This window comes from Marinifilum sp. N1E240 (assembly GCF_009295825.1).
GTDB lineage: Bacteria > Bacteroidota > Bacteroidia > Bacteroidales > Marinifilaceae > Marinifilum_A > Marinifilum_A sediminis.
On the sequence record NZ_WHKF01000001.1, the window covers coordinates 1,016,282 to 1,030,958 of the forward strand.

Here is a 14,677-nt window from a genome sequence, read left to right on the forward strand (position 1 = left end):
TATTTCCTGATGATTAGATTTTTATGAATCTCTTACTTTGATAATGATTATCTATTTTTATTCTCAGGATGTATGTGCCGGTTTTCAAATTCGAAACATTTATTCTTGATCCATTATTATAATTGTTAATGTTTTTGATCAAGCTTCCGTTTATATTCAGGATCTGAATTTCAGCATTGTGAGTGTTGTTGTCTGTCCAGTTGATAATTAACCAATCTTTTGTAGGGTTAGGGTAGGTGGTCAGTTTAAGAACCTCAATTTCCGAAATATCTGTTACAATGGTTACCGTCATCACTCCATTGTTGTAGTTAAAGAAATAATTATTGTCCTCGCCTGAATCTACAATAATATCGTAATCACCTGCCTCTGAATTCTCATCTGCCTCACAAGTTGCAACAGGAAGATCATCCAAATCAGATTCATCATCACCATTAACGAATCCATTAATGCTAAAAGTTAAATCAGGATTTGCTGTACCTTGCTCTCTTGTTTGATTGTCAGCACTTACTGTCAATTCAGCTTTGTGAATTGTTAAGGCACCATCTGCATAAGTAAGACTGTAGTTGTCTGCAGCACCTTCAGCAAGAGTAATTGCATAACTACCTGCATTTGACGAGGCATCAGCTAATGAACTAACTGTTGGTTGGCTTGTAAGAACGGATTCATCTTCACCATTCACAAAACCCGAATAGTATAGAGTCAACTCTGGATTTACCTCTCCATAGGTCTTACTTTTGTTATCAGCACTTACGGTTAATTCAGCTTTGTTGATTGTTAATGTTCCATTCCCAAGATTGAAGTTATAATTGTCGTCGTTACCTCCATTAAGCACAATATCGACATCACCAATTTCTGTTTGCGTATTGGCTAGAGAAGAACAAGTTGGTTTGGTATCTAAAACAGATTCACCATCTCCGTTCACAAAGCCTGTATAGCTCAAAGTAAATTCTGGATTGATCTCACCATACACCTTCGTTTGGTTGTCAGCAGTCACAAACAATTCTGCTTTGTTGATTAAAAGAATTCCATTTACATAGTCAAAATCGTAATTGTCAGCAGAACCTCCACTTACAGTAATTTCTACACCACTAACTTCGGTAGCCTTAGTTGCCATACACGAGGCAGTTGGTTCTGTGCTCAAAGCAGTTTTGTTTTCACCGTTAACAAACCCATTATAGTTTAGACTAAAAGTAGGATTGATTTCACCGTAATTCCTGGTTTTATCATCTGCTGTAGCGGTAAGTATGGCTTTGTTTATTAATAATGTACCATTCTGATATTTGAAAGCGTAATTATCAGCTTCTCCTCCTGAAACAAGAATATCCGCAGAACCATAAGCGGTCGTTTCATCGGCTGTTGAAACAAGTGAAGGCTGATTTGTCAACACACTTGCGTTTTCACCATTTACAAACCCGGAATAGCTTAGTGTTAAGTCTGGATTTGCTTCACCATAGTTTTTTACTTTGTCATCTGCTATTACGGTTAGTTCTGCTTTAGTAATACTTAGAATTCCATTCGTCAGATTGAAATTATAGTTGTCATCATGACCTTCACTAATCACAATTTGGACATCACCAATATCTGTTTGCGTATTGGCTAGAGAAGTACATGTTGGTTTGGTATCTAAAACAGATTCACCATCACCGTTCACAAAACCTGTATAGCTTAGAGTAAATTCGGGATTGACTTCACCATAAGTCTTCGTTTGGTTATCGGCGCTAACAAATAGTTCTGCCTTGTTGATTAAAAGCATTCCATTTACATAGTCAAAGTAGTAGTTATCAGCCGATCCTCCGTTCACCGTAATTTCAACACCGCTAACTTCTGTAGTTTGGTCTGCCAGGCATGAGGCAGTTGGCTCCGTATTCAAAGCAGTCACGTTTTCACCGTTAACAAACCCATTATAGTTTAGACTAAAAGTAGGATTGATTTCACCGTAATTCCTGGTTTTATCATCTGCTGTAACGGTAAGTATGGCTTTGTTTATTAATAATATACCATTCTGATATTTGAAAGCGTAATTATCAGCTTCTCCTCCTGAAACAAGAATGTCCGCAGAACCATAAGCGGTCGTTTCATCGGCTGTTGAAGCAAGTGAAGGCTGATTTGTCAACACACTTGCGTTTTCACCATTTACAAACCCGGAATAGCTTAGTGTTAAGTCTGGATTTGCTTCACCATAGGTTTTTACTTTGTCTTCTGCTATTACGGTTAGTTCTGCTTTAGTAATACTTAGAATTCCATTCGTCAGATTGAAATTATAGTTGTCATCATGACCTTCACTAATCACAATTTGGACATCACCAATATCTGTTTGCGTATTGGCTAGAGAAGAACATGTAGGTTTGCTATCTAAAACAGATTCATTATCACCATTCACAAAGCCTGTATAACTCAAAGTAAATTCAGGATTAACCTCACCATAAACCTTTGTTTGCTTATCAGCGCTAACAAATAGTTCTGCCTTGTTGATTAAAAGCATTCCATTTACATAGTCAAAATCGTAATTGTCAGCCGAACCTCCGCTCACAGTAATTTCAACACCACTAACTTCCGTAGAATTGGTTGCCAGGCATGAGGTAGTTGGCTCTGTACTTATAGTAGTTTTGTTTTCACCATTCACAAAACCAGAGTAAGATAGAGTCAATTCAGGATTTGCTTCACCGTAGTTCTTGGTTTTATCATCTGCTGTAACAGTTAATATCGCTTTGTTGATTAATAATGTTCCGTTTTGATACTTGAAAGCGTAATTATCAGCTTCTCCTCCTGAAAGCAGGATATCAGCTGAACCATAAGCAGTGGTTTCATTTGCATTTGAAGAGAGTGTAGGTTGGCTTGTCAGTACAGTTGCATCTTCACCATTCACAAAACCAGAATAGCTTAGTGTTAAGTCTGGATTTGCTTCACCATAGGTTTTTACTTTGTCTTCTGCTATTACGGTTAGTTCTGCTTTAGTAATACTTAGAATTCCATTCGTCAGATTGAAATTATAGTTGTCATCATGACCTTCACTAATCACAATTTGGACATCTCCAATATCTGTTTGCGTATTGGCTAGAGAAGTACATGTTGGTTTGGTATCTAAAACAGATTCATTATCACCGTTCACAAAACCTGTATAGCTTAAAGTAAATTCAGGATTTGCTTCACCATAAGTCTTCGTTTGGTTATCGGCACTAACAAATAGTTCCGCTTTGTTGATTAAAAGCATTCCATTTACATAGTCAAAATCGTAATTGTCAGCCGAACCTCCGCTCACCGTAATTTCAACACCGCTAACTTCTGTAGTTTGGTCTGCCAGGCATGAGGCAGTTGGTTCTGTACTTATAGCAGTCTTATTTTCTCCATTCACAAATCCACTATAGTTTAAGGTAAATTCAGGATTGGATTCACCGTAATTCCTGGTTTTATCATCTGCTGTAACGGTTACTATAGCTTTGTTGATTAATAATGTTCCGTTCTGATACTTAAAGCTGTAATTATCAGCGATTCCTCCCGAAACCAGAATGTCAGCAGATCCATAAGCTGTCGTTTCATCGGCAGATGAAGCTAGTGTAGGCTGACTTGTCAATGCAGTTGCATCTTCACCATTCATAAAACCAGAATAGCTTAGTGTTAACTCCGGATTTACTTCACCATAGTTTTTAACTTTGTCGTCTGCAGTTACAGTTAATTCGGCTTTACTAATGCTTAGAGTTCCATTCGTCAGATTGAAGTTATAGTTGTCATCATGACCTTCACTAATCACAATTTGGACATCACCAATATCTGTTTGCGTATTGGCTAGAGAAGTACATGTTGGTTTGGTATCTAAAACAGATTCACCATCACCGTTCACAAAACCTGTATAGCTTAAAGTAAATTCGGGATTGACTTCACCATAAGTCTTCGTTTGGTTATCGGCGCTAACAAATAGTTCTGCTTTATTGATCGCTAAAGTACCATTCACATAGTCGAAATCGTAATTGGCATCGGCACCTCCCGAAACTGTAATATCTAGGTCACCGACATTTGTTGAAGCATTAGCGATAGAGGAAGCGACAGGTTCTGTATCAAGTACGCTTGCATTTTCACCATTTACAAAACCATTGTAGTTTAAGGTAAAGTTTGGATTAGCTTCACCATAAGTTTTGGTTTGGTCATCAGCAGAAACTGTTAATTTAGCTTTGTTAATATCTAAAGTACCATTTATATAGGTAAAATAATAGTCGTTAGCTACACCTCCTGAAACTGTAATAATAGCAGAACCTGCATCTGTTGTTTCATCCGCAGTTGTGGAAAGAATTGGTTTAGAGCTTAGAACTGTTTCATCTTGATCATTTACAAAACCAGTATAGTTTAGGGTAAAATCAGGATTGTTTTCACCATAGGTTTTACTCTTATCATTTGCCGTTACAATAAGTTCTGCTTTATTAACCACTAAATGACCATTAATATATTTAAAACTATAGTTATCATCAGCTCCTCCTAACACTCTAATAAGTGCTACACCGTAATCAGATTTTTCGTCAGCATTAGATGTAGCAACAGGTTCTGATTCTAGCACCCTTGCATCGTCACCATTCACAAAACCAGTATAACTTACCGTAAATTCTGGATTGGCATCGCCAAATGTTTTACTTTTATCATCAGCAGTTACTGTGAGTTCAGTTTTTTGAATGTTTAAAGTGGCATTCACATAGTTAAAATTGTAATTGTCATCAATACCTCCCGAGACAGTAATATCTACTTCTCCGGCATTTGTTAAAGCATTAGCAGTGGATGAAGCGACAGGTTCTGTATCAAGTACACTTGCATCTTCGCCATTCACAAAACCGGAATAATTGAAAGTAAAAGCGGGATTATCATCTCCATAGTTTTTACTTGCGTTATTTGCAGTTACGACAAGTTCTGCTTTGTTGATGCTTAAAGTTCCGTTCACATTATTAAAGCTGTAATGGTTAGATTCCCCTCCAGTTAAAGTAATACTAGCTGAACCTACACCTGTGGTTGCGTCGGCAGCTGAACTAATTGTTGGTTCTGCAGTTAAAGCAGAAATATCGTCACCATTTACAAAGCCGCTATAGCTTTTAGTAAAAGAAGGATTGACATCCCCATAGGTTTTACTTTTATCATCGGATGTAACTGTTAATTCTGCCTTACTGATATCTAAAGTACCATTTACATAGGTAATATTGTAGTTGAGAGCTACTCCTCCGGAGACAGTAATAAGATTTGAACCAACACTTGTAGTAGCGTTCGCACTTGAATTGGCAATTGGAAGAATGTTAAAGACACTTGCATCTTCACCATTCACAAAGCCAGAATAGCTTATCGTTAGCTCAGGATTACTTTCACCATAAATCTTGCTTTTATCATCAGCTGTTACTGTAAGTTCAGTTTTTTGAATGCTTAAAGTGGCATTCACATACTTAAAACTGTAATTGTTATCAGTACCTCCTGAGACTGTAATATCTACTTCTCCAGCATTTGTTAAAGCATTAGCAGTGGATGAAGCGACAGGTTCTGTATCAAGTCCGCTTGCATCTTCGCCATTCACAAAACCGGAATAATTGAAAGTAAAAGCAGGATTATCATCTCCATAGTTTTTACTTGCGTTATTAGCAGTTACGACAAGCTCTGCTTTGTTGATGCTTAAAGTTCCGTTTATATTATTAAAGCTATAATTGTCAGCTTCCCCTCCAGTTAAAGTAATAGTCTCTGAACCTACACCTGTGGTTGCGTCGGCAGCTGAACTAATTGTTGGTTCTGCAGTTAAAGCAGAATTATCTTCACCATTTACAAAGCCGCTATAACTTTTTGTAAAGGAAGGATTGGCATCGCCATAAGTTTTACTTTTGTCATCCGCACTTACAGTTAATGTTGCTTTATTGATGGTTATTGACTGTTGAACCTCTGCCGCCGCATTATAGCTATCATTTCCTTCCTGAGAAGCTGTGATTGTTGCCGTACCTACTCCAACAATTGAAAGAGTTGTACCAGTAACCATTGCTACGGAGTGATCTGAACTGCTATATGTAATTCCTAAGTTAGAAGATGTCGTTGCAGTTAATTCGAAATTAGCATCACCATAAGTAACATTATTAAGTGCATTGAATGTTATTGCTTGATCTGATTTTGGTGTCGTAAATGTTAATTCTTCTCCATAGTTTGTTCCCGAATCATTAGTTGCAAATGCTCTTATGAAATAAGTTGTGCCTACAAATAGATTATTAATGTTTCCAGAAAAATCTCCTGTTGTTGTTGCAGCTCCTTTATCAAGTATATGGTTTGAAATTGTTGGAGAAGGATCTGTACTCCAGCAAAAACCGTGAGCAGTAGGTGATGTGTCTCCAAGATCTAAAATGTTTCCTTTAGCTGTGGCATTTTGATTTGTAACATCAGTAATTCTTTGTGTTTTTACCATTGGCAAAGGACTCATTGTATAGAGAAAAGCTTTCCCATTATGTGGTGATTCAAAATCTCCAATCATGACTTCATCAAAGCCATCCTTATTTACATCACCTACAATTGAAATAGAATTTCCCAAGTTAACAATCCTGCTTTCTTCAATTATTGTGACATCAGGATTATTATCCATTTCAGCACCTCCATAATAAAAATAGGTTCGTTCGTTACCGAAATAACCAGCTCTTTCTCCAATAGCAATATCATCATAACCATCTTTATTGATATCACCACCTCCGGCTACGGATTCTCCAAAATAACTATCACCTCCTTTACCTGTTAATGTTACATCAGGAATATTGTCCATTTCGGTTCCTCCATAGAAAATATAAGTACGACCGGTATTTGAGTTAATAGAGTAATCTCCAACAATGATATCGTCGAATCCATCCTTGTTGACATCTCCTGCTTTTGAGACAGATTTTCCAAATTCAGATGCTTTCCCTTCTGATATGGAAACATCAGATACATTATCCATACTCGATCCACCAAAATAAATTTCTGTTCCATTCAAAGCACCAATGGCAAAATCATCAAAACCGTCTTTATTCAAGTCACCGGCCCCTGAGACAACCAAACCAAAATTGTTATTGTTAATCGTAGTATTCATGATCAAATCGGGCGTATTATCCATTGTTGATCCTCCATAAAATAGATAGGAACGCCCCTTGGAATTATAACCATATGCTCCAACTAGTACATCGTCAAAACCATCATTATTCACGTCACCCGCTCCAGCAAACGAACAACCGAAATAATTATTAATTTCCTCTCCTGTCAGGATTACATCAGGCTTACTATCCATATCAGTGCCACCGAAGAAAATATAGGCACGTCCTTTATTTGAGACATAAGCCTCAGCTCCAATCATCACATCATCAAAACCATCATTATTAACATCTCCAATACCAGCTACCGAGTTTCCAAAATATGTATTTACACCTTCGCTTCCTGTCATTATTACATCAGGTGTAAAATCCATTTCAATACCTCCGTAATAAATATATGCACGCCCCGTATTTTTATTAAAACCCTGGGCTCCAATCAACATATCTTCAAAGCCATCATTGTTAACATCTCCAGCACTTGAAACAGATTTACCAAAGGCATTTTCTTTCCCCTCCCCAAGAATTTCAAAATCAGCTACATTATCCATCTCATCGCTACCATAATAGAGCAAGACACGACCATTGTAATAGTCATATGCGCCGTGACCAAATAGTAAGTCATCGTAGCCATCTCCGTTGATATCACCACCTGTGGTTAAGCGAAAACCATTATAATAAGAATCTTCTGTTATTGTTAAGTCGGGGTAATTGTTTAGTCTCTCTCTCCCTAGGTGTATATATATGCGACACTTTTTATGATCGAGCGAATAATATAAAGAAACAACATCGTCATAACCATCCTTATTAACATCACCTGCTCCAGATACCAATATACGTTTATTATAGCCTGACAAGGCATTATCCTCCACTAAGTAGTTATCATAGTGATTGTCCATATCTAAACCTCCATAATACAGGAAAGTTCTACGATCCGAATAGTAAGATCTGCCTCCAACTACAAAATCATCAAACCCATCATTGTTTGCATCACCAATTTCAGATATTGAAATACCAAAGTTACCACCTTCTGTTTCACCAGTTAATATTAAGTCTGGAGTTGTACTCATGCTTTCTCCACCATGATAAACATATACACGACCTGTGTTTGAACTGTACCCATAAGCGCCAATAAGAATATCTGCGTATTCATCATTGTTAATATCTCCAGCCTCAGATATAATTGTTCCATATCTATCACCTGGTGATTCCCCTGTCAAAATTAAATCAGGAACATCATCCATGGTGACACCTCCATAATAAATATATACTCGACCTGTATTGGAGTTATATCCATATGCTCCGATCATAACATCAGCATAACCATCATTGTTAATATCTCCTGTTCTTGATATTCCATAACCAAAATGATGTTCAGGACCCTCTCCGGACAAAACTAAGTCGGCAACATTGTCCATTTCAGCACCTCCATAAAAAATATAGGCTTTCCCTGTGTTTGAATTGTGTTCATCACTTCCTACTATGATATCATCATAACCATCCTGATTGATATCTCCAGCTCCTGATACCGCATCTCCAAATGAAGCATCTCCCAAATCTCCTTCTAAAATTAAATCTGGTGTATCATCGAATTCCTTACCTCCATAATAAATAAAAACACGGCTTGTTGGATAGTAGCTGTCTCGTCCAGTTATGGCTATATCATCATACCCATCATTGTTAATATCCCCAACAATATCTGTGCAAAGTCCTAAACCTGAATTGCCACCTGTATTATTGGATTCCTCAAAAGTTTCCAAAAGCTTTTGAGCATTACTATTGATACTTCCGCTAAGAAGTAGGATAAGAACAAAGCCAATTAGAGTAAAAATTTTCATAAAGTAGAATGTATTAGGTATAGAGAAATTTTGTTGTGATTTTAAGAAGATATTATTCATCTAAATCGTATGTATTTAATGAATGAAACAAATATATATATTAAGTACTAAAATGTTATTTTAATTAATAGGTTTTAGTACACATATATATAATTGTTGTTATATAAACATTGGTTCTATCGATCTATTATAAGGAATTTAGTGACAATGTAGAATAACTCTAAATTTAAATTTGTAGAATTTATTGAATCACAAGAATTAATTCTTTGACGTTTTTGAAAGTAAATAGTGGTGTTTGGTTTGGTTTGGTTTGGGAAGAGGAAGGTTGTGTTTTTTGTGATTTGATAGTATTTCAGACTGGATAAGATGATAATCGAATCGTTGTTATCCTCTATAACTCATATATTAATAGCGGGAAAAAAAGGTAATGATCCCTAAAAGCTATAGAGTTAACTGAAAAGTAGGTTTAGTACTAGAAAATAGTTAAGTTGAGTGAAGGTTTTGATCTTTTCTGTTATAAAATATTTGAACCAGAGCAAAAATATATTGAATACTAATCTTAGTATGTTTCTATGTACAATAATATTATTTAATTTTAAGAATTAAGTCTTAAATGTTGTTAACTTAAACATATAAATAAAGATGGCATTCTATTCTTATTTTGATTCTCCGAATTTATACCCTAATAAATTTGATTTCCATCAAGAGGGTGGATCACCCAAGCTGCTTGATAAATTAATGCAATTCATTCAGGAGAGAAAAGATCGTATTCAGCAAATAGATATAGCTTGGTATTTGTTCAATAACCGTGTATTTTATAATTTTTTGAAGGAGCTGGTTTACGGTGGAATTAAAGTAAATGTTGTTACCATTCCTTTGGAAGGCTTTGATCCAAATAATCCAAAGAAAATCAAATTTAGTCGCTCGAATCAGTATAGCGATCGAACTTTTTCGAAGTACGATTTGGCAAAAGACATTTTCAGTGAGCATTATAAACTGAAGAATACAGATGAATTTACGATCCGCTTTTTTCCTCATTTGTATGTTCGTAGTCCTTATGTGAAGAAATTCTCGAGAGGTAAATTACCTTATTCATTACACATAAAGGCATGTTACATTACTATGAAAGATGGTTTTGCCTCAATTTTAAGTTCCTCTAATTTTGCAGTACGCGATTTGGTTAAAAATGAATCCTTACTTATAATCGAGAATGAGGAAGCTTACCAAAAAGCATTTGAATGCTTCTTTAAAGATTTAAATGTCAATGCTGTTGATATCCATAAATTTTCACGAGAATTAAATACCAGTTGTAACAACTACCCTTTGGTTGAATCAAACAATACAGATAGCGCTTTTTTTTCAGCTCCATTTTATCTCGATTCCTCTTTTTTGATGGAAGCAAAATTGATTGATTTACTAAAAGGGGCAAAAGAAGAGATAAGAATTTGCGCTCAACATCTGGCAGCCTTTAATTATACAGTTCCATCGCAATTTCATAGTAAATTATCACATGATGTGAGGAAAAAAGGAGTACTGGGAGAACTAATTGCATGTGCTAAAAGGGGCATTAAAATTAGTTGTTTGTCTCAAACTTTTTCAGCTCCATCAGATATAGTTGGTAATTTCGATGAGTTTAAATTTCGAACTCCTCAAAATGTGAAGAGTTTTCAAGAATTTGCTTCGGAATTGTATAGGTGTAAAACGGTTTCCTATTTTGTGAATGAATCTGTTCATTCAAAGTATATTCTTATAGATGATATCCTGGTTTTTTGCACTTACAATTATACGCCTACACAATTTATATATCTTGATAAAGTGAATATATCTTCATTTAAAAAAATGCCTGAACTTTCCTATTCAGGAATCCATTGTGAAGTTGCAAGTCATGTTGTAATTACAGATTCAAAACTCGCAAAAGAGTTCGCATCGAATTTTGATGATATTTGCAGTTGTAATGAAAGTAAGCAAGTTATATGTTGTACTGAAAAGGGATGTGTGTAAAAGGATAATTGTTAGCCTTCATTTTATATCTTTGCGATGATTAAGGGGAAATTCTTAGTGTATATTTAAGGTATTTAATTGTAGTGTTTTTATGAGAGTAGTTTCTTTTTTTGCAGGTGCAGGTGGTCTTGATTTGGGTTTTGAGAAAGCTGGCTTTAAGGTGGTTTGGGCAAATGAATATGACAAGACAATTTGGGATACTTACGAGAAGAATCATTTGAATACGAAATTAGATCGTAGAAGTATTGTGGAAATCCAATCAGATGAAGTTCCTGGTTGTGATGGCATTATTGGAGGACCTCCTTGTCAGAGTTGGAGTGAGGCTGGAGCCTTAAGAGGAATTAAGGACAAAAGGGGACAGCTCTTTTATGATTTTATAAGAATTTTAGAAGCCAAGCAGCCGAAGTTTTTCCTTGCTGAGAATGTTAGTGGGATGTTATTGCCTCGTCATAAAGAAGCATTGGAGAATATTAAGGAGCTTTTTAAAAATGCAGGTACTGGCTACGAATTGTCATTTAAACTCTTAAATGCATCCGATTATAATGTGCCTCAGGATCGTAAACGAGTCTTTTTTATAGGAATTCGAAAAGATCTAGGTTTTAAATTCAAGTTTCCAAGTGAAACACTTCCGAAAGTAGATCTGAAAAATGCAATCGGAGATTTAACTTTAACTGCTATTCCAGCATTGGAAAAAAACTATTCAAATCACGAAAATTGTATCATTCCCAACCATGAATACATGATAGGGGGCTACTCTAGTATGTTCATGTCTCGTAACAGAGTTAGAACTTGGGAAGAACAATCGTTTACCATTCAGGCAGGTGGTAGACATGCTCCGCTTCATCCACAAGCTCCTCCGATGGTTCTGGTAGAGAAAGATAAAAGAGTTTTTGTTTCGGGTAAAGAAGATTTGTATAGAAGATTAAGTGTGAGAGAATGTGCTCGCATTCAAACTTTTCCTGATGATTTTAAATTCTATTATCAAAAGGTTGCCGATGGATATAAAATGATCGGTAATGCAGTGCCAGTTAATATGGCTTATTTTTTAGCTACTACTATTAAAAAACAGATTGAATTCAATAGTATAGAGAAGAAAGTTGCTTCGCAGTCTTCGGAAACTAGTATCGTTTAATTGGTACGTTTTAATTAGGATAAAAAACTGCTCTTTTTTGTTAACTAATAGTTGCAATTCAGTATTCTTCTCTTTATTGATTTACTTCACAAATTGGTTAAAATAAATGATATTTAATCTGTATAACTATCAGGTGGATTATAGTTTAAAGATTCGAGTTAATTGATGCTTTCATCAACATTTTCTATGGTTCAATACACTTGTAGTTATCTAGATATTTTGTAGATTTGCTACTCAAAATCTTATTTAGACACAGAATAATTAAACATACATGGAATTTAAGTCAATGAATCTGAAAGAAAATGCACCTGTGACTCCGGAGGGTGATGTGGAAAATGTAAAATGCCTGATTGTTGGTTCTGGTCCTGCTGGTTACACAGCTGCTATTTATGCTGCAAGAGCCAATTTAAATCCTGTTTTAATTGAAGGATTGCAGCCTGGTGGACAGTTAACAACGACTACTGAAGTGGATAACTTTCCTGGGTATGCTGATGGTGTTACGGGACCTGCGATGATGGCTGATTTAAAAAAGCAAGCTGAGCGTTTTGGTACAGATTGTCGTTGGGGACTTGTTACAGAGGTTGATTTCTCATCTTATCCACATAAGGTAATTGTTGATGGTAAGAATGTAATCATCGCTGAAACGGTTATTTTGGCTACAGGAGCAACAGCTAAATATTTAGGTTTCCCAACTGAAGAAAAATATATGGGATCAGGTGTGTCTGCTTGTGCAACATGCGATGGTTTCTTTTATAGAGGAATGGATGTTGCTGTTGTAGGTGGTGGCGATACTGCTGCTGAAGAAGCTACTTATTTGGCAGGTCTGGCTAAGAAAGTGTATTTGATTGTACGTAAGGATTATTTACGTGCTTCGAAGGCTATGCAAGATCGTGTGATGAAGACAGAGAATATTGAGGTTCTTTATGAGCACAATACAAAAGAATTGTATGGCGATGGAGTTGTGCAAGGTGTGAAGTTGATTAAGAGAATGGGAGAGGCTGATGAGCAAGAAGTTGACGTTAAAATTGATGGATTCTTTGTTGCAATTGGACATACACCAAACTCAACGGTATTTGCTGATTATTTAAAGACAGATGAGCAAGGGTATGTGATTACAGAGCCAGATACTACCAAAACAAATGTTCCTGGTGTATTTGCTTCAGGTGATTTAAAAGATCCTCATTATCGTCAGGCAATTACATCTGCAGGTTCAGGGTGTATGGCTGCAATGGATGCAGAAAGATTTCTGGCAGAAAGAGAATAATTATACAATTATATAGAAGAAACCCGACTACACTAAAGGTGGTCGGGTATTTTTATGCAAAAAAAAACGGCATCCTTTCGAATGCCGTTCTTTGATATATTTGAAAATATTACTGATTAAAGATATCAGCAAATTTCTCGTTACTGTATTTTCCATCTTTCAACTTCTGTGCTACATCTTTAAATGCATTAACAGTATACTCAACATCTTCTAAAGTATGAGTTGCAGTTGGAATTAAACGAAGTAATAATTGACCTTTAGGAATTACTGGGTAAACTACGATAGAACAGAAAATATTGTAATTTTCTCTCAAATCCATAGTAACCTGAGTTCCTTCAGCTACACTACCTGATAAATAAACAGGAGTTACAGGAGATTCAGTTACTCCAATATCTAATCCAGCCTCAGTTAATCCTTTTTGCAATGCATTTGATACTGACCATAGCTGTTCACGTAATTCAGGCATTGTCTTTAACATTTCAAGACGCTTTATAGAACCTTCAACGATTGGCATTGGAAGAGATTTCGCAAAAATTTGAGATCTCATCGTATACCTTAAGTAAGTACCAACTTCTTCGCTACATGCGATAAAAGCACCAATACCTGCCATTGCCTTAGCAAAAGTACTAAAGTGTAAATCTACCTTATCTTCAACACCGAAATGTTCGATTGCACCAGCACCAGTTTTACCCATTACACCAAAACCATGAGCATCGTCAACCAATAAACGGAAATTGAAATCATCTTTCATAGCACAGATTTCATCCAATTTACCTAAGTCTCCAGCCATACCGAAAACACCTTCAGTAATTACAAGAATACCACCACCTGTTTTTTCAGTCCATTTGGTAGCACGCTCTAATTCTTTACGAAGGTTATCCATATCGTTATGAGGGAAAACAAAACGCTTACCTGGGTGAAGTCTAAGACCATCCATAATACAAGCGTGAGATTCTGAATCATAAACGATTACATCGTGACGACCAACCATTGCATCAATAATTGACACCATTCCCTGGTAACCAAAGTTCAATAAGAAAGCATCTGGTTTTCCAACAAATTCAGCTAATTTAGACTCTAACTCTTCGTGAAGGCTAGTTTGCCCTGACATCATACGAGCTCCCATTGGATAAGCTAATCCCCATTTTTCAGCTGCTACAGCATCTGCTTTTCTAATTTCAGGATGATTTGCTAAACCAATATAATTATTCAAACTCCATGTTAAGACTTCTTTCCCACGAAACTTCATTCTAGAGCTAATTTCACCTTCTAATTTAGGAAAGGCGAAGTAACCATGAGCCTGCTTTGCGTATTGTCCAATATTCCCTTTTTGGGTTTTAATTTTGTCAAAAATATCCACGATATATGCTTTTTTGAGTTATTTTCTTTC

5 protein-coding genes are annotated in these 14,677 nt (G+C 36.0%); 3 read left to right on the plus strand and 2 right to left on the minus strand.

Going from position 1 to position 14,677, the window contains the following annotated elements:
- Positions 1–13: 13 nt before the first annotated feature.
- Positions 14–8,890, minus strand: coding sequence for an MBG domain-containing protein (locus GCQ56_RS04190; protein ID WP_193323708.1), 8,877 nt, complete (start codon positions 8,888–8,890; stop codon positions 14–16).
- 642 nt (positions 8,891–9,532) lie between these two features.
- Between GCQ56_RS04190 and GCQ56_RS04195 the strand changes: the two genes are divergently transcribed.
- The 3 genes from GCQ56_RS04195 to trxB all read left to right on the plus strand — a co-directional run bounded on the left by GCQ56_RS04195 (position 9,533) and on the right by trxB (position 13,287).
- Positions 9,533–10,891, plus strand: coding sequence for a phospholipase D-like domain-containing protein (locus GCQ56_RS04195; RefSeq protein WP_152733125.1), 1,359 nt, complete (start codon positions 9,533–9,535; stop codon positions 10,889–10,891).
- A gap of 91 nt (positions 10,892–10,982) precedes the next feature.
- Entirely contained in the window at positions 10,983–12,023 is a 1,041-nt protein-coding gene (locus GCQ56_RS04200; protein WP_152733126.1) for a DNA cytosine methyltransferase, read from the plus strand.
- Between the two features lie 271 nt (positions 12,024–12,294).
- Positions 12,295–13,287, plus strand: a complete 993-nt coding sequence (gene trxB, locus GCQ56_RS04205) for a thioredoxin-disulfide reductase (RefSeq protein ID WP_227005984.1) — start codon at positions 12,295–12,297, stop codon at positions 13,285–13,287.
- 109 nt (positions 13,288–13,396) lie between these two features.
- Here trxB and GCQ56_RS04210 read toward each other — a convergent pair whose 3' ends face one another.
- Positions 13,397–14,647: an aminotransferase class I/II-fold pyridoxal phosphate-dependent enzyme gene (locus GCQ56_RS04210; RefSeq protein ID WP_299992822.1), complete on the minus strand. Its 1,251-nt coding sequence runs from the start codon at positions 14,645–14,647 to the stop codon at positions 13,397–13,399.
- Positions 14,648–14,677: the final 30 nt, after the last annotated feature.